20 protein-coding genes are annotated in these 23,880 nt (G+C 64.7%); 14 read left to right on the top strand and 6 right to left on the bottom strand.

What is annotated here, in order from left to right:
* A partial coding sequence (locus tag BN3270_RS00530; protein WP_058985164.1) for a MalY/PatB family protein occupies window positions 1-1,056 on the bottom strand: 1,056 nt, incomplete at its 3' end.
* A gap of 132 nt (window positions 1,057-1,188) precedes the next feature.
* Here BN3270_RS00530 and BN3270_RS00525 point away from each other — a divergent pair.
* From BN3270_RS00525 to BN3270_RS00490, 8 genes are all read left to right on the top strand, one after another.
* Window positions 1,189-2,349 carry a cysteine desulfurase family protein gene (locus BN3270_RS00525; RefSeq protein ID WP_058985163.1) on the top strand — a complete coding sequence of 387 codons (1,161 nt, stop codon included), beginning with the start codon at window positions 1,189-1,191 and terminating at the stop codon, window positions 2,347-2,349.
* Complete coding sequence (gene mnmA, locus BN3270_RS00520) at window positions 2,349-3,506, top strand: tRNA 2-thiouridine(34) synthase MnmA (RefSeq protein WP_271711853.1); 1,158 nt, start codon at window positions 2,349-2,351, stop codon at window positions 3,504-3,506. Before BN3270_RS00525 ends, mnmA begins: the two co-directional genes overlap by 1 nt.
* Window positions 3,507-4,080: 574 nt before the next feature.
* On the top strand, window positions 4,081-4,674 hold the full coding sequence (locus tag BN3270_RS00515; RefSeq protein WP_058985162.1) for a tryptophan transporter: 594 nt from the start codon (window positions 4,081-4,083) through the stop codon (window positions 4,672-4,674).
* Between the two features lie 46 nt (window positions 4,675-4,720).
* Entirely contained in the window at window positions 4,721-5,560 is an 840-nt protein-coding gene (locus BN3270_RS00510; protein ID WP_058985161.1) for an energy-coupling factor ABC transporter ATP-binding protein, read from the top strand.
* Window positions 5,557-6,402 carry an energy-coupling factor ABC transporter ATP-binding protein gene (locus BN3270_RS00505; RefSeq protein WP_058985160.1) on the top strand — a complete coding sequence of 282 codons (846 nt, stop codon included), beginning with the start codon at window positions 5,557-5,559 and terminating at the stop codon, window positions 6,400-6,402. The genes BN3270_RS00510 and BN3270_RS00505 overlap by 4 nt, the downstream gene beginning before the upstream one ends.
* Entirely contained in the window at window positions 6,399-7,154 is a 756-nt protein-coding gene (locus tag BN3270_RS00500) for an energy-coupling factor transporter transmembrane component T family protein (RefSeq protein WP_058985159.1), read from the top strand. Before BN3270_RS00505 ends, BN3270_RS00500 begins: the two co-directional genes overlap by 4 nt.
* Before the next feature lie 171 nt (window positions 7,155-7,325).
* Window positions 7,326-9,902, top strand: coding sequence for a leucine--tRNA ligase (gene leuS, locus BN3270_RS00495; protein WP_058985158.1), 2,577 nt, complete (start codon window positions 7,326-7,328; stop codon window positions 9,900-9,902).
* A 30-nt stretch (window positions 9,903-9,932) separates the two neighbouring features.
* Window positions 9,933-10,595, top strand: a complete 663-nt coding sequence (locus BN3270_RS00490; RefSeq protein ID WP_167551301.1) for a SanA/YdcF family protein — start codon at window positions 9,933-9,935, stop codon at window positions 10,593-10,595.
* Between the two features lie 35 nt (window positions 10,596-10,630).
* Here BN3270_RS00490 and BN3270_RS00485 read toward each other — a convergent pair whose 3' ends face one another.
* Entirely contained in the window at window positions 10,631-11,323 is a 693-nt protein-coding gene (locus BN3270_RS00485; RefSeq protein WP_058985156.1) for an NAD(P)H-hydrate epimerase, read from the bottom strand.
* Window positions 11,324-11,415: 92 nt separating this feature from the next.
* On the opposite strand from BN3270_RS00485, the gene BN3270_RS00480 reads away from it, so the two are divergent.
* Complete coding sequence (locus BN3270_RS00480; RefSeq protein WP_058985155.1) at window positions 11,416-12,594, top strand: pyridoxal phosphate-dependent aminotransferase; 1,179 nt, start codon at window positions 11,416-11,418, stop codon at window positions 12,592-12,594.
* 99 nt (window positions 12,595-12,693) lie between these two features.
* Here the strand turns inward: BN3270_RS00480 and BN3270_RS00475 are convergent, their stop codons facing one another.
* The 3 genes from BN3270_RS00475 to BN3270_RS09150 form a co-directional block, all read right to left on the bottom strand.
* Window positions 12,694-13,725 (bottom strand): zinc ribbon domain-containing protein, encoded by a 1,032-nt coding sequence (locus tag BN3270_RS00475; protein WP_058985154.1) that lies wholly within the window; start codon window positions 13,723-13,725, stop codon window positions 12,694-12,696.
* A 215-nt stretch (window positions 13,726-13,940) separates the two neighbouring features.
* Window positions 13,941-14,531, bottom strand: coding sequence for an iron-sulfur cluster assembly scaffold protein (locus BN3270_RS00470; protein WP_058985153.1), 591 nt, complete (start codon window positions 14,529-14,531; stop codon window positions 13,941-13,943).
* 72 nt (window positions 14,532-14,603) lie between these two features.
* The gene (locus BN3270_RS09150; protein WP_167551300.1) at window positions 14,604-14,993 is read right to left on the bottom strand and encodes a hypothetical protein; all 390 of its coding nucleotides are present in this window, start codon (window positions 14,991-14,993) and stop codon (window positions 14,604-14,606) included.
* Between the two features lie 805 nt (window positions 14,994-15,798).
* Here BN3270_RS09150 and BN3270_RS00460 point away from each other — a divergent pair.
* Window positions 15,799-17,391 carry a helix-turn-helix transcriptional regulator gene (locus BN3270_RS00460; protein WP_058985151.1) on the top strand — a complete coding sequence of 531 codons (1,593 nt, stop codon included), beginning with the start codon at window positions 15,799-15,801 and terminating at the stop codon, window positions 17,389-17,391.
* 181 nt (window positions 17,392-17,572) lie between these two features.
* Here the strand turns inward: BN3270_RS00460 and BN3270_RS00455 are convergent, their stop codons facing one another.
* Window positions 17,573-19,690 (bottom strand): aldehyde ferredoxin oxidoreductase, encoded by a 2,118-nt coding sequence (locus BN3270_RS00455; protein WP_058985171.1) that lies wholly within the window; start codon window positions 19,688-19,690, stop codon window positions 17,573-17,575.
* A gap of 76 nt (window positions 19,691-19,766) precedes the next feature.
* Between BN3270_RS00455 and BN3270_RS00450 the strand changes: the two genes are divergently transcribed.
* Genes BN3270_RS00450 through BN3270_RS00435 form a run of 4 tightly spaced genes read left to right on the top strand, consistent with a single transcriptional unit; the run spans window position 19,767 to window position 23,875 of the window.
* Complete coding sequence (locus tag BN3270_RS00450) at window positions 19,767-20,453, top strand: 4Fe-4S binding protein (protein ID WP_271711852.1); 687 nt, start codon at window positions 19,767-19,769, stop codon at window positions 20,451-20,453.
* Between the two features lie 44 nt (window positions 20,454-20,497).
* Complete coding sequence (locus BN3270_RS00445) at window positions 20,498-21,139, top strand: molecular chaperone TorD family protein (protein WP_058985149.1); 642 nt, start codon at window positions 20,498-20,500, stop codon at window positions 21,137-21,139.
* 1 nt (window position 21,140) lies between these two features.
* On the top strand, window positions 21,141-23,336 hold the full coding sequence (locus tag BN3270_RS00440) for a molybdopterin-containing oxidoreductase family protein (RefSeq protein ID WP_058985148.1): 2,196 nt from the start codon (window positions 21,141-21,143) through the stop codon (window positions 23,334-23,336).
* On the top strand, window positions 23,336-23,875 hold the full coding sequence (locus BN3270_RS00435) for a 4Fe-4S dicluster domain-containing protein (RefSeq protein WP_058985147.1): 540 nt from the start codon (window positions 23,336-23,338) through the stop codon (window positions 23,873-23,875). Before BN3270_RS00440 ends, BN3270_RS00435 begins: the two co-directional genes overlap by 1 nt.
* The last annotated feature ends 5 nt before the right edge of the window (window positions 23,876-23,880 follow it).

Below are 23,880 nucleotides of genomic sequence, written 5' to 3'. Positions count from 1 at the left end.
CCACAGGCGGGCTTCGTTGACCATGAAGTCGTCGAGGGGCCGGTCTCCCAGGCGGTGGACAAGCCCCGCGCAGTCGAGCCACATGAGGTAGGTGCCTTGGGGCTCCACCAGGCTGACGCCGGGCACGCGCTCAAGGCCCGACCGTACGGCGTCGACGTTGCCGGCCAGGTAGCCTACGAGCTCGTCGACCCAAGGACCGCCCGTTTCGTAGGCGGCGGTTGTTGCGGCCATGGCCATCATGTTGACCGAAAGGTCGCCCAATCGGCCGAGCGCGTCGATGTAGGCCTTCCGCAAGCCGGGGTCGGGGATGAAGATGTTCGACCCTTGCAAGCCCGCCAGGTTGAAGGTCTTGCTAGGGGCCGTGCAGACGAGGCAGTTGCGTGCGAAGGCGCTCTCGACGGTCGCGGAGACGTGATGGGTCTGCCCGGGGTAGACGAAGTCGGCGTGAATCTCGTCGGCGACCACGAGCACGTCGTGGGCGCGGCAGATTTCTCCCATGCAGGCGAGCTCGTCTTCGGTCCAGACGCGGCCCACGGGATTGTGGGGGCTGCACAGGATGAAGAGCTTCACGTCGTTCTCTGCGATCTGACGCTCGAAATCGGCGAAGTCGATGCGGTAGGTGCCGTTTTCGTAGACGAGTTCGTTGTTGACCAAGGTGCGTCCGTTGCGGGCGATGAGCTTGGCGAAGGGATAGTAGACGGGCTGCTGGATGAGCACGGCGTCCCCGGGGCGCGTGTAGGTTTGCAGGGCAAGGGCCACGGCGAAGACGACACCGGGCGTGCGGACGATCCACTGCTTCTTTGTTTCCCAACCGAAGCGGCGCGCGAACCAGTCGTGCACGGCGGCGTAGTAGCGATCGCTGGGGAAGGTGTAGCCGAAGGCCGCGCGGTCGACCATTTCGTGCAGGGGGCTCAAGATGCTTTCGGGCAGCTTGAAGTCCATGTCGGCAATCCAGAGGGGGATGAGGTCGTCGCGTCCGCGCGCCATGCGCATGGCATCGTATTTGAAGCAGTCGGTCCCACGCCTTGGGGCGGGCTCATCGAAATCGTAGGTCATAGGGCTCCGTTCGCTCACGTGCTACTCGCCTCGCATTATACGAAGCGGGCGCCTGCAGGGCGCGCGCCAAGCGACAGTCTGCGCTCCATTCGCTATCATAGGCGGGACCAATCGAGAGGCGGCAAGGCGACAATGACGAGCGAGAGAGACTTCATCTACTTAGACCATGCGGCGGCGACGCCGCTCGACGCGCGCGTGCGGGAAGCCATGGCTCCCTTTGAAAGCGACCGGTTCTTCAACCCGTCAAGCCCCTATGCGCCGGCGGTCGCCGTGCGTCGTGCCTTCGAGCAGGCGCGCGCCGATCTCGCGCACGCAATCGGCGGCAAACCGGCCGAGGTGGTGATCACGGCAGGCGCGACCGAATCGATCAACCTTGCCTTCGGGTCCTTTGCGGGCCATGTGGTGGTGCCCGAAATCGAGCATGCCTCGGTGCTCGCCTGTGCGGCAACCCACGACCATACCTTCGTGCGCGTCAACAAGCATGGGCTCGTATCGCCCGACGACATCGCGGCGGCCATCCGCCCCGACACCGAACTGGTGAGCGTGGGTTTGGCCAACAACGAGATCGGCACCGTGCAGCCCCTGCGCGCGATTTCCGAAGTGGTGCGTGCCGAACGCGTCCGCCGCCTGCGCGACGGCGTCACGACCCCGATCGTCTTGCACACCGACGCGAGCCAGGGTGCCGGCCAGGTCAACACCGACACGGCCACCCTGGGCGTCGACCTGATGACCTTGAACGCTGCCAAGATTTACGGGCCTAAGCAGGTGGGCCTTCTGTGGGCTCACCGCGAGGTGCGCCTTGCGCCGCGCGTGCTGGGCGGCGGGCAGGAGCGCGGTCTGCGCAGCGGGACCGAAAACGTTGCCGGCACCATAGGCTTCGCGCGGGCCCTGGCGCTGGCCGTGGCCGACCGCAAACATGAAGCAGACCGTCTTGCGGCCCTGCGCAACGCTCTCCAGCGCGCGCTGTGCGCGGCCTTCCCCGAAGCGGTCGTTTCGGGCCATAAGAAGCATCGCCTCCCGGGCAGCCTGCATATCGCCTTCCCTGGCATCGACGCCGAGCGCATCGTCTTCAAGCTGGAAGACGTGGGCGTGCTCGTGGGCACGGGCGCGGCCTGCGCGGCCAATAAGGACACGCGCAGCCACGTGCTCACGGCGATCGGGATGCCGCCCGAGCTGGCCGACGGCAGCTTGCGTCTGACGCTGGGCCATCTTTCGACCGAAGAGAACACCGCCCGTGCCGCCCGCCTCATCATCGAAGTGGTGCGCGGGGAATACGAAAGGATGGCGCGCTAGTGGAATCGGTGGAAACGACGCGCGCTGCGCTCGCGGGCGCGCGGAAACGGTGGGAGGCCGCAAGCGGCCGGGTGCCACGCGTGCTCGTGGGGATGAGCGGCGGCGTCGATTCGAGCGTGACGGCGGCGCTTCTGGCCCAAGCGGGCTTCGCGGTGACCGGCGCCTACATGAAGAACTGGATCATCGACGTGCCGGGCATGCGTTGTCCCTGGGCCGACGACCTGGCCGACGCCAAGCGCGTGGCCGTGCGGCTCGACTTGGATTTCCGCGTCTTCGACTTCCAGGATGCCTACAAACGGGCTGTGGTCGACTACCTGGTGGGGGAATACAAGGCGGGTCGCACGCCCAACCCCGACATCATGTGCAACCAGGACGTGAAGTTCGGCATCTTCTTGGATGCGGCGCTCGAGGGCGGTTTCGATTTCATCGCGACGGGCCACTATGCGCGCTCGACGGTGTGGGAGACGGCAAACGCCCTGATGGCGGGCGAGCCGGCTACCGAGCCCACGCGTTTGCTGCAGGCGGTCGACGCCCGCAAGGACCAGACCTTCTTCCTCTACCGCATGCATCAGCGGGCCCTCGCTCGCACGCTCTTCCCCCTGGGCGGGCTTGAGAAAACCGACGTGCGCGCCCTTGCGGACGACTTCGGGCTGGCCAATGCCCATAAGGCCGACTCGCAGGGCATCTGCTTCGTGGGCGAGGCGGGCATTCGCGACTTCCTGAGCCTCTACGTGCCGCCGGTGCCGGGGCCGATCGTCGACGAGGCCACGGGCTCGGTGGTGGGCTACCACGACGGGGCGATCAACTTCACCATAGGTCAGCGCAAGGGGATCGGAATCGGCGGTGGCGCCCGCTACTACGTGTGCCGCAAGGACATGGAGACCAACACCGTCTACGTGCGCGACGGCGAACCTTCGGCGCACCGGGCTTGCGGCCTTGCGCTGGAAGACGTCGCCTGGCTTTCGGGCGCGGTGCCGGCGACGGGGGCCTGCCAGGTGCGCACCCACCACGGCGAAGCGCTCTGCGAGGCGCAGCTCGAGAGCGACGCGGACGGGTTCCGCATCGTCTTCGCGCAGCCTCATGACGCGGTGGCGCCCGGCCAGTCGGCCGTGGTCTATCGCGGCGACGAATGCCTGGGCGGTGGCATCGTGGCGTAAGCCTGAGGCGATGGGGCAAGACGCCGCGACGTGGTGGTCCCATCGCCCCAAGCGGGCCGCAACGTGGGGGTCTTGTCTCATGAAACGAACATTTAACTTGACGCCGGGTGGGGCGTTTTCTAAAGTCACGTTCAACAACTGAATAGCTGTTAAAACCGTTGAAGCGAAAGTAACGTTGGCAAAGGCCTTCACAGAGAGCGGGCGATGGTGGAAATCCCGCAGGACACCGGTCAGCAAATGGTTCGCCGAGGTGAAAGGGGAAAGGCCTCAGGGCCGAGTATCCGGACCGTACGCCCACGTTACGGGCAGAACATGTGTTGGCATGTTCGTGAGAGGGTTCTCTAGCCGGAACCAAGCAAAGGTGGCACCGCAGGTTATATTGCCTGTCCTTTGGAGCTCGCAAGGGCTCGAAAGGACAGGCTTTTTTAATGTGCGGACCCGCTTCGCCGTAAGTCGCTCAAGGCGCGGTAAGACGAAGGCTCATCCGGCGCGCGCATCCTCGTTCGAAACGCCGACATGCACACCGGCCGCACGGCCACGTCGGCGGGCAACCGCCAAGAAAGGAACGAGGACAATGGCTACGATCGAAGCAATGGGACAGAAGCGCACCGTCACCGCCGTCGAGGACGCGAAGGGCTTTTCCACGCGCGACCTCATCCTTATCGCCGTCCTGCTCGCTGCGGGCGCGGTGCTCAAGCTCACCGTGTCGAGCTTCCTCACATTCGCCGGCATGAAGCCGAACTTCATGATTGCGATGTACTGCCTGGCGATTATCCTCACGCGGCCGAGGGTCTATCAGGCGGGCATTATCGGCCTGATCACGGGCTTCATCAGCCAGATTCCGATGCTCAACGCCACGCCGTTGGTCAACATTGCCTCCGAACTGGTGGGTGCGCTCGTGTGCGGCATCCTGCTCGCCGCCTTCCTGCGCGTGGCCAAGGGCAACGCTAGTCTGCACAACGTCGTCTCCCCCTTCATCATCACCTTCGTCGCGACCGTCTTTTCGGGGTACGTGTTTGCCCTCATCGTGGGCAGCGCGATGAACGGGCTGCCGGTGGCCGCTATGTTCGTGACGTACGCGGTCATGGTGTTCGGCACCGCCACCCTGAACGCCATCCTGGTCGCCATCCTCACCCCGGTCCTGAAAAAGGCCCTCAAGCTGGCCTAGCGCAGGGTGCGTACGGTTTCGGAAGGCGAACGAGAAAGGACGGGCGATGATCGAAATCGAGAACCTGAGCTTCCGCTATCGGGAAGGCGCGGACCTGGTGCTGCGCAACGTGAGCCTGACCGTCCCCACGGGCCAGTTCGTGGGCGTAACGGGTGCGGCCGGCTCGGGCAAGTCGACGCTCACCTACGCCATCAACGGTATCGTGCCGCATTGCTACCCGGGCGACTTCTACGGGTCGGTGAAAATCGACGGCCGCGATACCGCCGACACCTCGCTCACCGATCTCTCGCGCTTGGTGGGCAGCGTCTGCCAGGACATCGACTCGCAGATGGTTTCGAGCGTGGTGGAAGACGAGATGCTCTTCGGCTTAGAGAACTTCGGCTTCCCGAAGGACGAGATAGCGGGGCGCGTGGCGCAGGCCCTGGCCGACATGGGCATCTCCGACCTGCGCGACCGCACGATCGCGAGCCTTTCGGGCGGGCAGAAGCAGAAGGTGGCCGTGGCGGCGATCTTGGCTCTGGGACCGGCGGTCCTCGTGCTCGACGAGCCGACCGCCGAGCTCGATCCGGCCAGCTCGAAGGGCGTGTTCGACCTGCTTGCCCGCTATGCGCGCACGCACGGCACCACGGTGGTCGTCGTCGAGCAGAAGATCGCCCTGCTTTCGGCCTACGCCGACCGCATCCTCATCGTGAAGGACGGCGGTATCTTGCTGGACGGCGCGCCCGCCGAAGTGCTCGAGCATGCCGACGACCTGCGCGCGAGCGGCATCAACTGCCCGCGCGCCACGAGCCTGGGCAACCGCCTGCGGGAGCGGGGCCTCTACACGGGCCCGGTGTGCCGCAACGTCGAGGACGCTGTGGCGGCGGTGGAGGGGGCGATCGCATGATTCGGTTCGACCATGTATCGGCGGCCTACGCGGCGCAGACGCCCGTGGTGCGCGACGCGGACTTCACGATCGAAGACGGGGAGTTCGTCGCCTTCGTGGGCACCAACGGCGCGGGCAAGTCGACGACGATGCGCCTGTGCAACGGGCTGCTCAAGGCGACGGAAGGCCGGGTCCTCGTCGACGGCACGCCCACGACCGAGCTGCGCACGAGCGAGCTCGCGCGGCGCGTGGGATTCCTCTTCCAGAACCCCGACCGGCAGATCTGCTGCAAGACGGTGCGGGAAGAGCTCGCGTTCGGCTTCCGCGCGCAGGGAGCCCTGACCGACGAGGCCCGCGCCCGCGTGGACGCGACGATCGAGCGCTTCGGGTTCGACGCCGCAGCCGAGCCCTACCTGCTCAACCGCGGCACGCGGCAGCTGCTTGCGCTGGCTTCGATCGTCGTGATGGAGCCCGACACGATCATCCTCGACGAGCCCACCACCGGCCTGGACTTCCGCGAATGCGAGAAGGTCATGGGCGTGATCGCCGATCTGCACGCGCGCGGCACGACCGTCGTCATGGTCTGCCATGACATGGAAGTGGTGGCCGACTACGCCGAGCGCGTGATCGTGATGGCCTCGGGCGAGGTGGTGGCGTCGGGGCCCACGTTCGAGGTGCTGCGCCGCCGCGACGTGCTCGAGCGGGCGGGGCTCGTCGCCCCTCAGGTTGTCGACGTGTCGATGCGCCTGGTGGAACGCCACCCCGAGCTTGCTGCGACCCCGATCGCCCGCGCGAACACGCTCGACGAGATGACGGCGGCGATCGAAGCGTACGTCGCCGAAGCGAAGGAGGACCCGCGATGAAGGGCTTTTTGGAATACGTCCCGGGCGACAGCCTGCTGCACAGGATGAACCCGGTTGCCAAGCTCGCGGTGTCGCTGCTGATCGTGTTCGCCTGCTTCATCACGCGCAGCTTCGCCGTGCTCGTCGCCATCCTCGTGCTCGACTACGCGCTCGCGGCCCATTGCAAGTTGATGCCGCAGACCGTTGGGCTCACGAAAGCGGTCGCCGGCTTTTCGGCCGTCCTCGCGCTCATCGCCCTGTTCACCACGCCGTCCGGTGCGCAGCTCGTGCCCCTGCCGTGGGGCTATATCGGCACCGGGTCGGTGCTTGCGGCCGTGCGGATCGTCCTGCGCCTGGTCGCCTGCGCCATCCCCCTCTTCCTCACCTTCTACGTCACCAAGATCAACGACCTCTCGAATTCCCTGGTGAAGGTCTGCCGCGTTCCGTACCGCTACGCCTTCGTGTTCAGCTCGACGGTGCACTTCATCCCCGTGTTCATGAACGACATGAGCGCGATCATGGAAGCGCAGACCGCGCGCGGGGTGGAGTTCGACGGCGGCTTCGCCAGGAAGGTGCGGCTCATGGTGCCCCTGTGCGTGCCTCTGCTCGTGGGCTCGGTGCGCAAGACCAACAGCGCGGCCATCGCCGCCGAGGTGCGCGGGTTCAACCTGCGCACGCGCGCGAGCGGCTACAAGGAGTACCCCTTCGCCGGGCACGACTTCGCGGCGCTCGCACTGGGTGTGGCCCTTCTCGCGTCAAGCTTCGTCGCGTGATGCGCGCCGGGCGGGTGCGGCCCTGCGTCCGCCCGGCGCGCCCCGGTTTGGGGATTGTAGGCGCCGCGCGGAATCGCGGGCGTTCGATGCCATTCAGCGAGCGCACCACTATAATGGTGCGCATCCGAAAAGCGATTCGCTTGGCACGTTTTTGATTCGAGAAGGATCACGATGAAAGAATACAATCCGCACGAAATAGAGCCGAGGCTGCAAGGGGAATGGGCGAAGGCCGACTTGTTCCACGTGCCCGACAACGACGAGAAGCCCAAGAAGTACATTCTCGAGATGTTCCCGTATCCTTCCGGCGACATCCACATGGGCCACGTGCGCAACTATTCGATCGGCGACGTGCTCGCGCGCTACCATCGCATGCGCGGCTACGACGTGCTCCATCCCATGGGCTGGGACGCCTTCGGCCTGCCCGCCGAAAACGCCGCGATCAAGCATCATAGCCATCCCGCCAAGTGGACCTACGCCAACATCGAAACGCAGAAGTCCAGCTTCAAGCGCATGGGCTTCTCCTACGACTGGGACCGCACCGTGGTGGCCTGCGATCCCGAATACTACCGCTGGGGCCAGTGGATCTTCGAGCAGTTCTGGAAGAAGGGCCTCGTCGAGCGCCGCAATTCCCCGGTGAACTGGTGCCCGAGCTGCGAGACCGTGCTCGCCAACGAGCAGGTCATCGAAGGCCGCTGCTGGCGCTGCCACAGCGAGGTGGAAAAGCGCGACCTCACCCAGTGGTACTTCAAGATCACCGATTACGCCCAGGAGCTGCTCGACGACCTCGACCAGCTCGACGGCTGGCCGGAGCGCGTGAAGCAGCAGCAGGCCAACTGGATCGGCCGCTCCGAAGGCGCCGAAGTCGATTTCATCCTGTGCGATGCCGACGGGAACGCCCCGGCCGATCCCACCGACGACGACATCATCACCGTGTTCACCACGCGCGCCGACACCCTGTTCGGCTGCAGCTTCTTCGTGCTCGCTCCCGAATACAAGGGCCTCGACAAGCTCGTTGCGGGCACGGAATACGAACAGCCCGTGAAAGACCTGGTCGAAGCGGCCAAGAAGGTCACCGCGGTCGAGCGCGCCCAAGGCAACCATGAAAAGCACGGTGCCTTCACCGGCCGCTACGTGATGAACCCGATCAACGGCCAGAAGGTGCCCGTGTGGGTCGCCGACTACGTGGTGGCCGACTACGGCACCGGCGCCGTCATGGCCGTGCCCTGCGGCGACCAGCGCGACTTCGAGTTCGCCCGCGCCTACGACCTGCCGATCGTGCCGATCATCCTGGGCGAGGACGACCCGCTCTACGACACGCTCAAAGACGAGCAGAACCGCGTGGTGACGTCGGTCGACTGGGACGAGGCCTACGCAACCGAAGGGCGCCTGGTGCAGTCGGGCCCCTACACGGGCATGGTGGGCGGCAAGCACTCCGAAGGCGAGGCCGCCGTGGTCAAGGCCCTCGAGGAGATGGGCCGCGGCCGCCGCAAGGTCGAATACCGCCTGCGCGACTGGTTGATCAGCCGCCAGCGTTACTGGGGCAACCCCATCCCGGCCATCCACTGCGAGCACTGCGGCACCGTGCCGGTTCCCGAAGAGGACCTGCCCGTTATGCTGCCCAAGGACATCGACCTCGCCGCCGGCGAGACGCTGGCCACCCATGAAGAGTTCATCAACACCACCTGCCCGGTATGCGGCCGTCCGGCCAAGCGCGAAACCGACACCATGGACACCTTCACCTGCTCCAGCTGGTACTACATGCGCTACACCGACCCGCATAACGACCAGGCGCCGTTCGATTCGGCCAAGGTGAACTCCTGGATGCCCGTCGACCAGTACATCGGCGGCATCGAGCACGCGATCCTCCATCTGCTCTACAGCCGCTTCTACACCAAGGCCCTGCGCGACCTGGGCCTCGTCAACTTCGACGAGCCCTTCACCAACCTGCTGTGCCAGGGCATGGTGAAGGACAGCAACGGCGAGACCATGTCGAAGTCGAAGGGCAACGTGATCGCCCCCGAAGACATGATCGCCGAATACGGCGCCGACGCCGTGCGCACCTACATCCTGTTCATGGCTCCGCCCGACAAGGACCTGCAGTGGGACGAAGAGGGCCTGGCCGGCATCTACAAGTTCCTCAACCGCGTGTGGCGCCAGGTCTTCGACCTGGTGGGCGCCGCCGGAGAGGACACCCTCTACCAGCCGGCCAACAAAGGCAAGGAAAAGCCGGCCGACGCCGCCAAGACCCTGCTGCGCGAGCGCCATCGCGTGGTGGGCAAGGTGGGCGACGACATGGAGCGCGACAACTTCAACACCGCGATCGCCGCGATCATGGAGCTTTCCAACGCCGCCGGCACCTTCCTGCACGTGACCAGCGCCGAAGATCGCGCTGCCAATTCTGAATGGGCCGCGCTTGCCCGCGATGCCGCCGAGACGATCGTCAAGCTGCTGGCTCCGATGGCCCCGCACTGGGCCGACGAGCTGTGGAACACCGCGCTCGGTCACGAGGGCTTCCTCTACAACGAGCCGTGGCCCACGTTCGATCCCGAAAAGGCCAAGGCCGACGAAGTCGAACTGGCCGTGCAGGTAAACGGCAAGGTGCGCGCCCGCATCACGGTGGCTGCCGACGCCGCCGAAGACGACGTGCGCGCCGCGGCTTTGGAGGCCGTGGCTGCCCATACCGAAGGCAAGCAGGTCGTGAAGGCCATCGTGATTCCGGGGCGCCTGGTCAACATCGTGGTGAAATAGCCGCCGATGCACCGAGTTCTCAGGCTCATAGTGCGCGCAATCGCCATCGCCGTCCTTGTCGCGGCGGTGGCGATTGCCGTTCCCAACGTCTACGAAGTGGCGACCGAAGCGGGGCATATTCGCCCGGCGGACGAGGTGGAGCAGGCGGCGTCCCAGGGCGAGACCTACGACTGCATCCTCGTGCTCGGTGCCTCGATGCTGCCGAGCGGCGAGCCGTCGACAATTCTGAAGGACCGGCTCGACGTGGCGGTCGAACTCTACAAGGCGGGCGTGGCCCCCAAGATCGTCATGAGCGGCGACAACGAGAGCGACGCGACCTACAACGAGGTCGTGAACATGAAGAAGTACGCCGTCAACCAGGGCGTTCCGAGCGAGGACATCTTCTGCGACCATGCCGGCATCGACACGTACGACAGCATGTACCGCGCGCGGTTCGTGTTCGATCCGCACTCGATGGTTGTGGTCACGCAGACCTACCACATGTACCGCGCCCTGTTCGATGCGCATTCTTTCAACATCAACGCGATCGGCGTCACGAGCGACCTGCACTCCTACGAAAAGCAGGCCTACTTCGACATCCGCGAGGTGGGGGCCCGCGTGAGCGACATGATCAACGTGGCGACCAATGCGGAGGCCGCCTTCAAGAGCGCGCCGGTCTCGCTCGACAGCTCGGGCGACGCCACCGACTGGTAGGTACGCCGCCTCGCAGCGGGGCGCTCGGTGTCGCCCTACGGCCGGTCGATCAGCGCCACGCGGACGCGGCCGGTGTAGGGGGCTGCTTCGGGGACGAGCAGGCCGGGTTTTGCCACGAGCATCGTGATCGTCTCATCGGCTGTCACGCAAGCGCGAGCGGCGGTGCCGCGCTGAGCCGAAAGGCCGCTCGGCACGTCGGCCGCGAAGGTGACGAAACCGGCGCGCCCCTTCTCCTCGTTGTGCAGGCGAATCCAGCTGGCCAGGGGCTCGCGGACCTCGGCGGCATCGAAACCGGTGCCGAGCAGGGCGTCGACGACCGCGTTCGACGTGCCGAGGGCTCCCTTCAGCGCCGAAGCCTGCGGGTCCACCGTTACGGTGAGGGCGTCGCCCGCCCGGGTTGCCGCTCTGACGGCCGCCTCATGTGCGGGATGGGCGGAAATGCACGCGGCCGCCTTGGGCGAGACGAGCGTGACCTGCCATCCGCGCGCGCAGAGGCGCTCGGCCGCCACCCAGCCGTCGCCGCCGTTGTTGCCTGCGCCCGCGAGCACGGTGGCGCGGCCGGCGGCGGGAAAGAGTTCGACGACGGCCTGGGCGATCGCCTGCCCGGCGCGGTCCATAAGGGTGGCGAGCGAGGTTCCCTCGGCGGCGATGCGCTGCTCGAGTTCCACCACCTGGGGCACGTTCAGGGTCTCGGCGGCTTCGGGGGCGGCCAATTCGATCTGTTCCATGGTTCTTCCTTTCGCGTGGGCTATTCGGGCGCTTGCGCGTATTCTCGGGTCTCACTGTAGTATGCTAAAGCGAAACTATCAGGGAGGACAACATGGTCAATCAGGATATGCTCGGCTACGGCGTCGCGCCCAGCCCCATTCGCAAACTGTTCGCTTACGGAGCGGCCCGCAAGGCCGAAATCGGTGCCGACAAGGTGTTCGACTTCAGCATCGGCAACCCTTCGGCTCCCGCGCCCGCATCGGTGACCGAGGCCATTCGCGACCTGGCCCAGCAGGACCCGGTCTATGTGCACGCCTACTCGCAGTCGGCCGGCCACCCCGACGTGCGCCAGACGATCGCCGAATCGCTCAACCGCCGGTGGGGCACGACCTACACCTACGAGAACCTCTATCTGACCTACGGCGCCTCGGCTTCGATCAGCATGGTCTTCAAGGGGCTGATCGAGGACGGCGACACGATCGCCACCGTCGCCCCCTACTTCACCGAGTACCGCGTGTGGGCCACGACTCACGGGGCCGGCTTCGTCGAAGTCCCGGCGCGCGCGACCGATTTCCAGATCGACGTCGACGCGATGGACCGCATGCTCGACGAGCACACCAAAGCCGTGATCATCAACAGCCCCAACAACCCGGTGGGCACGGTGTACACGCGCGAGAACCTCGAGGCGTTCGCCGCCCTGCTCGAGCGCAAGCAGGAAACTTACGGCCACCCGATCTTCCTCATCTCCGACGAGCCCTACCGCGAGATCTCCTACGGCAAGGAAGTGCCCTGGGTGCCCGCCCTCTACGCGAACACCATCGTATGCTATTCGTATTCCAAGGCCCTGAGCCTGCCGGGCGAGCGCATCGGCTGGGTGCTCGTGCCCGACACCTGCGCCGAATGGCGAACGGTCTTCAACGCGGTGTCCGGCGCGGGCCGCGCGCTCGGCTACATCTGCGCGCCCGTGCTCTTCCAGCGCGTGATTCAGACGTGCGTGGACGATTCGGCCGATGTGTCTCAGTATCGTGTGAACCGCGATCTGCTCACCGGCATCATGGACCGGTGCGGTTTCGAGTACATCGCGCCCGACGGGGCCTTCTACCTGTGGGTGAAGGCGCTCGAGCCCGACGCTCAGAAGTTCAGCGACCAGGCCAAGAAGCACGAGTTGCTCATCGTGCCCGGCGACGGCTTCGGCGGAAAGGGCTGGGTGCGCCTGAGCTACTGCGTCGACCAGGGCGTAATCGAGCGTTCGGAGCCGGCGTTTGCCGCGCTGGCGGCCGATTACGCGTAAGGCTGCGGCGACAGATGCAACTGAAAGGGGTCCCGTCGGCACCTGCCGGCGGGACCCCTTTGCGCGGGCGGGGTGCGGGATGCCTGCGAGCGGCGCGGGCTACTTCCCGATCTGGTTGAGCTGCTGGACGATCTGCCCCAGAAGGTCCTGGCCCTGTTGGGCGCCCCAGTCGCGCAGGGCCGACTGCAGGTTCTCGAACCAGTAGGGGTTGAACTGCACGTAGTAGATGATCGCGAAGGCGCAGAGGACGGCGGCCACGATGAGGGCGATTTTGCCGGCCGACCAGCGGCGGGCCGTGGTGTTTTGGGCGGAATAGATCTGCGGAGCGCCGAAGACCCCGGCCGCTTCGCGCGCTTCGTCGGTGATCGGCGACATGATGTCGGTGTCGCCGCGCTGGTTCATGTTGGTCACCGGCGTGGCCATGACCGACGTGCGCTGGGGGTTGAGGCCCGACGTCCAGCCTTCGGGGCGTTCGGCGGCCCATTCGTCGGTCGCGCTGCCGAAGCCCTGGTCGCTCGTTGCGGTGCTCGCGGCGATTTTGGGGCCGTAGCCGTTGCCGGGAACCAGGTAGTTGTCATCGTCGAAGAAGGGCGTGGCCGGCACGTCGAAGCCGGAGAGGTCCTTGTCGGCCGATTCGGTGGCGACCGGCTCGTTGTCGGTGAGGGGCGTGTTGAAGTGGAGCACGCGCGTTTCGTCGGCGCTCACGTCGGTCGACCAGTTGAGCATCTGGGTGGCCTCGCACGAAAGAGCGCCTTCGGCGCTCTGCGGGGCAGGCGTGTGCGCCACCACGTGTTCCATATCGGGGCGGGCGAAGGCCGCGGCGCTCGGGCTGATCGTGGGGATGTTGAGCGATCGCGGGCGCGGCGAGATGAAGGGCACGTCCATAATGGGGGCCGTGGCCTCTTCGGGCATGGCCCCGTCGATGAGGACGTCTTCGACGGGCACGTCGCTGAAGTCGGCATCGGCCGCTGCAGCGGCTTCGGCCTTGACTTCTGCGGGGGCTGCGACGGCTGCGGCGGCGGCTGCTGCGGGCGAAAGCGGGTTCTCTTCGATGGGGGCCCCGCAATTCGCGCAGAAATGGGCGCCCGGCTTCAGAGCCTCGCCGCAGTTTATGCAGAAATTGGGAGTCATCGCACCGCCCTTTCGTGGAAAGGATCGAACCGTCAGCTGGAAGTAATCCCCCATCTTACCCGTCTCGCCCACCGCCGAAAGCTCTGTGGGCGAATTGATACGAATTCTTTAACGGGCGTGAGGAGTCGCGTGCGGCGGGCGAGACGAAACCGCCCCGGAGCGATCTTGCGGGAAGGGAGTCGCGCGCTCGCGCCGGGGCGGTAGAAAAGGCAGTTCTAGCGATGGTCGACGAGCCATTGAATGCGCAGGTCGCGCAGGCTGCAGTGCTCGCAGAGCAGGCAGTCGATCGCGTCTTGGTCGCAGGGGGCGACGCGATCGACTGCCTCGAGCCCGCCGTTTGCGAGCAGGAAGTCGCCGATGGCCGCATGCAGGGCTTCCACGGCGAACACGGGCGTGTCGTTCTTGTCGGCGGGTACGCCGTCGACGGCGCGCACCACATCGGCGGGGGAAAGCTTCAGGGCCTCCTCGATCGTGAGCCCGCAGGCGAGCACGCAGATCTCGCTCGCGCAGCCGGTCATGGCCAGGCAGCCGCGGCTGCGGAAGCCGATGTGCTCGATTACGTGCGTGTCGGGGTTGATGACGGCGAAGAGCTGGCAGGCGACTTCGCCGCGCTTGGATTTGCCGGCCATGCCTTCGGCGTTACACCCTTCGGGGACACCGCTGTTTTTGAAGTCGGCCACGATCGAGAGCAGCTTGTCCGAATAGCCGCGCGTGCCGATTTCCGTCTGCGTTTGGTAGACGTCGGCCGTGCGGATGACGCGACGGTCGGGGACGTCCATGTACACGTTGCGAACCTGGTCTTGCATAAGGGCCTCCAAAATGAGCGTTGCAGGGGAGTGGAAGGTGCGGGTCGCGGCGGGCTGGGGCCCGCACCGTCGTTAGGGGTTCATCCAGCGTTCGACCGAATAGTATTCTGCGAGCGCCTTGGCCTGCGCTTCGCTCAGGTAATCGGAGGAATAGAAGTAGGCATCGCCGTTGCTCGCGCTGCAGGAGGCGATGTCGGGGAACTTCTCGCTTTCCTGCACGGTCTTCCAGCAGTCGAGCACCTCGTCTTCGGTCATGTCGAAGGGGTCGTTGAGCAGGGCGCGGTAGACCATGGGGCGCGGGTAGACGCGGCTTTCCTCGCGCACGATGTCGACGAACGTGGCGACCTTGTCGTCTTCGAGCGCCAGATAGGACCAATGGGCGAACGAGTCGGTCATGAAGTCGGTCGAATACAGGTAGCGGGACTTGGCGCCCTGCAGGACCGCGATGTCGGCGGTAGGCACGGCGAACGTGCCGGCGGCCAGGGCGGCGAGCACCTGGCCGGGGAGGGATGGGGCCTCCGCGCCGGGAGGGGTGGGGGGGCGGGGGGGGGGGGGGGGGGGAGGGGGTGGGGTGGGGGGGGGGGGGGGGGGGGGTGAGGGGGTGGTGGGGGGGGGGTGGGGGAAGGGCGACTGGGTCACGGTGGGGTGGGCCGGTGTCGTGTACGCAGGGAGAGGGGTATAAGGGGGAGCTTCGGGGGGAGCGTCCGGGGGGTCGGCGGCCCGCTTGGCGTTGGCGTCGATCACGTCGAAGACGAGCTGGGCGAAGACGGCCGGGTCCATGCCGGCGGGCGCTATCTGCGCGGTTTCCCAGCGCTCGGGGGTCACGAGCGCGCTGTCGGCGCTTTGGGCGCGCACGTCGGCGAACGCGCGCGCGAGGGCCTCTTCGACGTCTTCGGCCGTGGCGGGCGCGGGCGCGCTTTCGGCTTCGGCTACCGCGTCGCCTGCTGGTTGCGCCGCGTCGCTCTCTGTTCCCATTGCGTCGTCGGCGTGGAACGCCGAATTCTGCGGGAAGGTGGGAATCGTGCTGTTCGTTTCGGCCATGAGAACCCCTTTCGTTGCTTTTAGTATGGCCGTTTCGCCTGCTCCTTTCGTACCCTCTTTGGGGGTAACGTGCCCACGGGCGCCCGTTCGCGTGAGATGTGCCCGAAAGAGGTGAAAAAAGCGGCCGTTGGACAGCGGCTTTCCTCATCGTAAGAGCGATGCGCTAGGATACGGAGAGCTGCGCTACATTCCTAGAGAGAACCAGGTAAGCAGGAAGGGCGGTTCTATGAACGAAGCGAACGCGGACGTAGCAGAGGAGAGCCCCACGCCTGTTCCCGGCTTGAAGGCGACGAGGGAAAGCCTGGCGGCCATAGCGCCGCTGTGGCCGATTGCCGTGGGCCTTGCCGTCGGCCGTTGCTCGATCATCGTTCCCACCTATGGAAGCTATGTGAACAGCGACGAGGGCGTCTACACCGACGGGGCCACCATGGTTTTCACCGCTCTCGCACTCGTCTTGGTGCTCGTTATCGCCAAGGCCGACATTCATTTGGAAAAGAAGCAGGTGCGCAGGCTCATGATCGGGGCTGTCGCGACTCAATGCGTTGTCATGCTGTGCGCGGGATATGCGAGCTCTTTCGGCGTATGGCCGCCTTCGGTGAGAATCCTGGTCAACGGCCTCAACACCCTGCTTGGCGTGATCATATTGGGATATTGGCTTCGCTACGTGCGCGGCTCCCTGTTGAGCACGGTGGTGGTCGTGCTGTTTTCCGCCCTGGCGATAAGCGAAGCGGAGCTCCTCGTGTGTGCCGTGCTGTCGAACGCGGGAGACCTTCTGCCGCTTCCCTTGTCCCTGTCGGGCATGTGGGACGATATGCTCTCCTGCGCCCTTCTCGTGCTCGAGTTCCCCCTGATGCAACAAGCGCGCAGGGCTCCGCTTGCCTGCCGGGTGGAGGTGCCGGGGCCCAGCCTCATGGAAAACGCGTCCAAGGACCGGGGCTCCGTCGCCCGCCTTCTTATCGACAACGGCGTGAGCATTGCCGTGCTCGCCCTTGCCATCGGCCTTATGCGCGGCTTTCCAGCAGGCTTGCCCATTCCCTTTACCTTCGAGGCGCGCGTGATCTGCTGCCTGGCGATTGTGGCGATCTGCCTGGGAGAGGTGATCGCCCAGCTGGCTGTGCCCCATCGCTTCCCCTTCTCTTTGCGGATGTGGACCCTTCTGCTCGTCCTTGTTGCGGTGGTGCTCATCCTCTACGCGTTTTTGCCCGATGCTCTTTATGTGGGCGCTGTGGCGACGACGGTCCTCAACGCGCTCATGGTCGCCTTCGAATGGGCTCTTATCGTGGCCTTCATGAGCTTCGGTTGGCGCGATCCCTACTATTACCTGTTCGGCGGAATGATCGTCTTTCTTTTCTTCCGCGCCCTGGCGCGCATCGGCGAATTCGGATTGGCGATGGTCGGGGTGACCCCTTCGCAGATGCTCGTGCTCATCGCTGTGCTCGCCTTCGCTTCGGGCATCTTGGTGGCGTCGCTCTACGTGCGCGTGCTCATGGACGAACGCGACCGCGTGGCCGCCCGCAAGTCGACGGCGCTGCGCGCCATGATGGGCGTCGACGCCGACAAGAAGCCCGCTTCGCTGGAGGAGCTGCGCACCGAGGCCATGCGCGAGAACGTGCGGAAGCTGGGTGAGAGCTTCTTGCTTTCCGATCGCGAAATCGAGGTGCTCACTTTGTACGCGTTGGGACACACCCAACGCAAGGTGGCCGAAGAGCTGGTGATTTCGCCCGATACGGTGCATGCACACATCAAGCGCATCTATGCGAAGACGGGCTTGCATTCCCGGCAGGACATCCTTGATTTCGTGGCCCGGTATTCGGAATAGCGAGCGCGCGGGGCGACGGGCGAAGGCCGTCCCACGATGAGTCGGAGAGATGTGGTCCCTTTGACTCATCCACACGAAAAAGCCCCCGGCCGCGAGGATGCGGTCGGGGGCTTCGCGGCGGATGAGTCAAAGGGATGTGGCCCCTCCGACTCATCCGCCGCCGCGGAGGAAGGAGGCGGGCCTACATGAGGCCGGCTTGCTGCAAGGCTTCCTTGACGTCGGACATGCCGTTCTCGTCGAGGTACTCTGCGGTCGGGCAGCCCTTCTGCTCGTCCCAGCTGAAGCGCTTGTAGAACATCGTGAGGGCGGTCTGCCAATCGTTGGCTTCCATCTTGTCGGTGCCCGCGGTGAACGGCTGGATGTCGGGGTCTTTGGTGAAGGGCCACTTGGTCACCGTGTCGTGGACGTTGCGGAAGTCGTCGGTGCCCATGCCGCGCTCGGTGTTGCAGCGCTGCAGGGTGATGATCTTCTCTCCCGCCTTGTAGAGGTCGTCGGTCGTGACGTCCTCGCCGGTGACGGCCTTGAAGAACTTGGCCTCCAAATCGAGGTCGCCGCGGTAGTCGCGGGCCTTGGTCGGGCTCATGGTCATCGGCCACACCCAGTTGCACAGGGTCAGGCTGTCGTGCAGGACGTCGGTGACGACGCTCCACCAGGCGAAGTTGGCCTTGTGCTCGTTCATGGGCGTGTAGTTCTTGTTCTGGTCGATGGCGTCGGCGCCGCCCCAGACCTCTTCGGCGATCTGCTGCTTCACGTCGAAAGGCAAACCGCAGCCTTGGAAGTTCACGGCCGAATGGATCATGTCGTCGCGGTTGAAGACCATGTTGTAGAGCAGGCCCACCTGGGCGAAGCACTCATGCGCATGGTGCACCGGCCAGCCGCGGTAGTTGATCAGGCAGGACGCCGTCGTGTCGAACCAAGACTGGTCGTTCCAGCGCTCGCACCAAACCAAGGGGCCGTGGCCCACGTAGGCCATCTCGTTGTCGTTCTGGGCGATGTGCTTGAGAATCTGCACGTAGACCGAGGGGTCCTGGGTGTCCTTGTTGAATTTGGTCCAGTCGAACATGTTGTACTCGTCGGCCGGAAGGACGCGCTGCCAGATGCCTTCCTTGATGCAGTGGCCGATGTCGCGGTAAAGCTGGGCGTAGTTGCACCACAGGCCCAGGTCGTCCATCGTCGTGCCGATCGCGTTGTTCCAGTTGATGAACTCGTTGGGCATCTGCTTCTGGTTGATGCCGGTTTTCATGATCGACTCGGTGTAGAGCCACGGGAAGTTGGAAGCGCAGGTATTGCCCGCCGTGGCGTAGGCGCCCGCATCGGCGGATGCCTGATTGCGCAGGTCGCTGTAGCAGTGGATCGGGCAGCCGTGGCAACCGTTCATCTTGATGGTATAGGCGCTGGCCGCCGCACCCAAGTCCTTGGTGGACTTCATGCAGCGGTAGCCCACGGTGTTGAGCTCGCCGGGCTTGGGCTCGCCGGTTTCGATGGGACCGTCTTCGCCCAATTCCCAGTTGAGACCCTTTTTGGCCGTCCAGCGCGAGCCCTCGTCGTAGTACTCGGCCCATTCCTGCTGGGTGCTCGGCACCACGTGGTTGTTGTTCGAGCCGATGACCTCGCGCAGCATGTAGTCGGAAAGGTCGGCCACGGCCTGGGGGTCCTTCACGTAGACGGGGCGGTTGCCCTCGACCACGAGCGCCTTGAGCTTCTTGGACCCCATCACCGCGCCCGTGCCGGCGCCGGCGGAGTGGTTGCGCGAGTTAATGATGCAGGAGTAGGGCAGGAGGTTCTCGCCGGCCGGCCCGATCGCGGCCACGCAGGCGCGGGTCGACTCGGCGCGCGAGAGGGCCTCGGTGGTGGCGCGGGTGCCCAGGCCCCACACGAACCCGGCGTCCTTGATTTCGACCTTGTCGTTGACGATGTTGAGGTAGACCGGCTTGTCGGAGGCACCCTCCACGATGATGGCGTCGTAGCCGGCCTGCTTGATGCGGGCGCCGATCATGCCGCCGCAGTGGGCGTCGACGACCAGGTGGTCCTTGGTGAAGGTGGACAGGCTGCAGATCGTGGTGCGGCCTGCCAGGGGCACGCCCGTCGCGGTGAGCGGGCCCACGGCGAAGATGATCTTGTTCTCGGGAGACAGCGGGTCGGTCCCCGCCGGCACCTCGTCGAACATGATCTTGTTGGCCAGGCCCATGCCGCCGATGTAGTCCTTGTAGGGCTCGGTCGGCTCGGTGGTGATGGAGCCCGTCGTCAGGTTGACGCGGAGCATCTTGCCCGCCCAACCGTATGACTTTTCATCAGCCATGTTGTTCTCCAAATCTCCTCGATGTTCGGGCGTTGTGCGAAACCGGGAACTATGGAGATCGCTTGTCGGGCGGGCGGTGCGCCGCGCGTCCGATACCAAGAAGAATTTCACGCGTCGCGACGTGCTCGCCATGTGCGGGTGCGGCGTCGCCGGCTTGATCGTCGGCGGGGTCGTCGCGAAGTGGGGCGTGACCGAGGATGCGATCGCGTCCGGTCGCATCGAACTTTCCACCACACCGCAGAAGATGATCGTCACCGACCGCGGCCGCTGCTCCGGTTGCCAGCGCTGCGAGATGATGTGCAGCCTGCGCAACGACGGCTGGGTTTCTCAGGAAACGGCCCGCGTGCGCGTGTGGGAAAGCTACAACTTCGGCGCGAGCCCCGATACCGAAGACGGCATCTACGGCAACTGCCAGTTCACCATCAAGGCCTGCAAGCAGTGCGAAGATGCCTGGTGCGTCAAGTACTGCCCCGTACACGCGATCCATTCCGACGAGAAGACGGGCGCGCGCGTGGTAGACACCGACGTGTGCATCGGCTGCGGCATGTGCCATGAGGCCTGCCCCTGGAACATCCCCGTGGTGAGCAGCGAAACCGGTCGTTCGACCAAATGCATCTCCTGCGGCCGCTGCGCCGAGCAGTGCCCCAACGGAGCCATCAAGTTCATCGATTGGCAGGACATCGCCGAAGAGGCGCTTTCCAAGGGCATTATCAACACCACCGAGCTCACCGGCGACCTGGTGCGTCCCTACCAGGGAAGCTGATCGGGCACAGCGTAGGTGTTGGATAGGTAAGGAAGGAGGGAAGCATGGATGCGGAAAAGAAAGCTCTCGTGTTCGACGTCGTGTGCGCGGGCTTTGCTCCCGCAGAGCTCGATGGATGGAATGCCCTCACGGGGTTCTCTGCGTGGTCGGAATACCTTGACGCGTGCGAGACGATCGCAAACGACGAGTGCTCGGTCCTGACCGACGTGCTTGCGTCCGGCGAACTCATGGCGCTGCGTCACCCCCTCGGCTTCGAAGAGGTACGCGCGTTTGCCGCGCGGCATTTCACAGGAGGGCTTCCGCAAAGCGCCGTGCCGGTGGAATCGCTCTATCGAGCGGGCGCCTCTGGCGTGCCGGCATACGACGGCATCTCTGCCCGCTACATGGGCGATCTCATTTCTTCCATGGAACTCGACGTGCCCGAACGCCTGGTATCCACGCCCGACCATGTGGCGGTAGAAGCCGGCTTGGCGGCTTCGCTCTATCGCTCCGATGAGTCCCTTGCCGATTCCTTCGTATCCGAACGCTTTACCTGGCTTGCCGACTACCGACTGGCGCTGGTGGCTTTGCATGACGATGACCGCATGTTTTTCTGCGCGCTCATCGACGTCGTTCTGGCCCTCGTCGAGTGCGTGCGGTCGCGCAAGCATGAGGCAATATCCGAGATCAATCTCGAGAGGAAATGACATGTCAGGAAACGCTATATCCAGGCGCGGCTTTCTGGCTGGCACCGCGGGCGTTATCGGCGCCGCCGGTCTTGCCGGCTATATGAGCTTCGACGCATGGGAGCAGGCGTATGCTGACGATTCCGAGAAACACGGTACCGTCAGCACGGTGCACTCTCTGTGCAACGGCTGCTCTAATAAATGCGGGTTCACGGCGTATGTCGTCGACGGAAAGCTGCGCAAGCTTATCGGCGACGAACGTCACCCAATGGCGAAGGGCAAGTTGTGCGCGCGCGGCTATGCATACGCAGAAATCGCCTACTCGAAAGATCGCCTGACCGACCCGCTCAAGAAAAACGACAAGGGCGAGTTCGAAGCGATCTCATGGGAACAGGCGCTTTCGGAAATCGGCGACAAGGTGAAGGAAATTGTTTCTTCCGACGGTCCGGGCGCCCTCATGATGGTGCAGGACCCGCGTCCTTCAGGCTCCTACTATGCGAAACGCTTCATGGCTGCGTTGGGCTCGCCGAACGTCTACACCCACGGCGCTGCGTGTTACGAATCGCGTGAGTCCGCAATCAAGCAGGTAATCGGCTCGAACAGTTGGACGAGCGATGTCGCCAACGCCAAGATGACCATCTTCATCGGCCGAAGCTATGCGGACGGGTTGCGTCCCGCAGCGCTCATGGCTGTGGAAAAGGCGCATGAGGCGGGGTCCCATATCGTCCTCATCGACCCGCGCTTCACCAATTCTCAGAAATTCGCCGATGAATGGGTGCCCATCACTCCCGGTACCGACCTTGCGCTGGTGCTCGCCATGTGCCAGGTACTGGTGACCGAAGACCTCTACAACGCCGATTACGTGGCGGCGAACGCGGTGGGGTTCGACGAATTCCGCCAGAACATCGCTCAGTACACGCCGCGCTGGGCGGCCGAAAAGACCGGCGTCGACGAAACGACGATCAAACGCCTGGCCCATCAGATGGCCGAGGCAGCACCGGCGTGCTCGATCGAATCGGGCTGGCGCGGTCCGTCCGGCTGCCAATACAAGAACTCCGGAGAGTTGGCCCGCGCCGTGGCGTGCTTCAACGCGCTTCTCGGCGTGTACAACCAGAAGGGCGGCGCCCTGCTTTATCCGGGCGTGTCTGCGGGAAAACTCGACGAGACGAAATTCCCGTCGACGCCCAAGCCCCAGTCTGCCCAGGTGGGATCGGACGAGTTCCCTCTTGCGGTGGACGGGTCGGCGCTCGCCGCAGTCAAGGCGGCCGACGAAGGCAAGATCAAGGGCTTCTTTTCCTACAACGCCAACATGGTGGGCGGGTACTCCAACCCCTCCTACCTCGCTTCGGTTGTGTCGGGCTGCGACTTGTCCGTGTGCATTGACGTGCAGATGAGCGAAACGGCAGCCGCATGCCAGTACGTCCTGCCCGATACGAGCTACCTTGAGCGTTCGGAGCTGCCGGCGTTCGCGAGCGGAGCGGTGCCCAGCGTGTCTATGCGCACTCAGGTTATCGACGTCGTTCACCCCAACACCAAGCCGGTCGACGAGATCTTCACCGAGCTGGCCAAGGCGTGCGGAGTGGGGCAGTACTTCGATTTCACGATGGAAGAGCTTGCGAAGGCCCAACTTGCAAGCGTGGGCGTCGATGTGGACGCCGCCCGCCAGATGGGCACGGTCTACTTCAACGACAAGGCCTTCTCTTACGGCACGACTCCGAAATGGAAGACGCCAACGGGCAAGATCCAGTTTGCGAGCGATGCGTGCAGGCAGGCCGGGTACGAAGCCACGCCGTCTTGGGTCGAACCCGAAACGATGCCCATGGGTAACGAGCTTCGACTGATCGAGGCCAAGCAGCCCATCCATAGCCACACGATGACGGCCAACAATGAAACGCTTATGGGGATCACGAAGAAATACGATTTGACACGCGCATGGATCAACCGTTCGTTCGCCGAGCGATTGGGCATCGAGGACGGGGATACCATCGAGGTGTCCAACGAGAAGTTCACGGGAACGATCGGCGTTCACGTGACGGACCGCATCGTCCCTGGGGCCCTCTACCTGCCTTCCGCGTACGGCGTGTCGGTGAAAGAGCAGCATACCGCCTATGGCGTGGGCTTGCGTCCCGCCGACTTCCTGGCGTTCAACCTCGAACCCGGTTACGGCTCGACCATGTCGCATGAAGCTTGCGTGACGGTGAAGAAGGTGAATGCGTAATGGCTCGTTACGGAATGCTCATCAACACCAAGAAGTGCGTGGGCTGCTACACCTGCGTGGCCGCGTGCCAGCGCCAGAACAACTTGCTGCCAAGCGAGCAGTTCATTCGATTCGAAGAGCGCGAAACGGGGGTCTATCCCACGCTGAACGTGGAGACCATCCCGCTGCAGTGCATGCACTGCGAAGACGCCCCGTGCGCTGCGGTCTGCCCCACGGGCGCCGCGCATATCGGGACCGACGGCATCGTCCAAGTCGATCAGGGTCGCTGCATCGGCTGCAAGTACTGCATGGCGGCGTGCCCCTACCAGGTGCGCGTGGTCAACGAGGAAACGGGCACGGTCGACAAGTGCCGCTTCTGCACGGTGTCGGCAAACGACGGAACGGCCATGTGCAGCTGCGTCGAAGCTTGCCCCACGGGCGCGCGTATCTTCGGCGATCTAGACGATCCCGACAGTGAGATTTCGAAGGCCATCGCGGAGACGAACGCCCAGCCTATCGCCGGTGATCTGACGAAGTCCAAAGTATTCTACGTGAGGTGATGGAT

Origin of the sequence: Hugonella massiliensis (genome assembly GCA_001486445.1) — a bacterium.
Lineage (GTDB): Bacteria > Actinomycetota > Coriobacteriia > Coriobacteriales > Eggerthellaceae > Hugonella > Hugonella massiliensis.
Note: the sequence above shows the minus strand (reverse complement) of the source record. Positions and strands in the feature narration are given on the sequence as shown.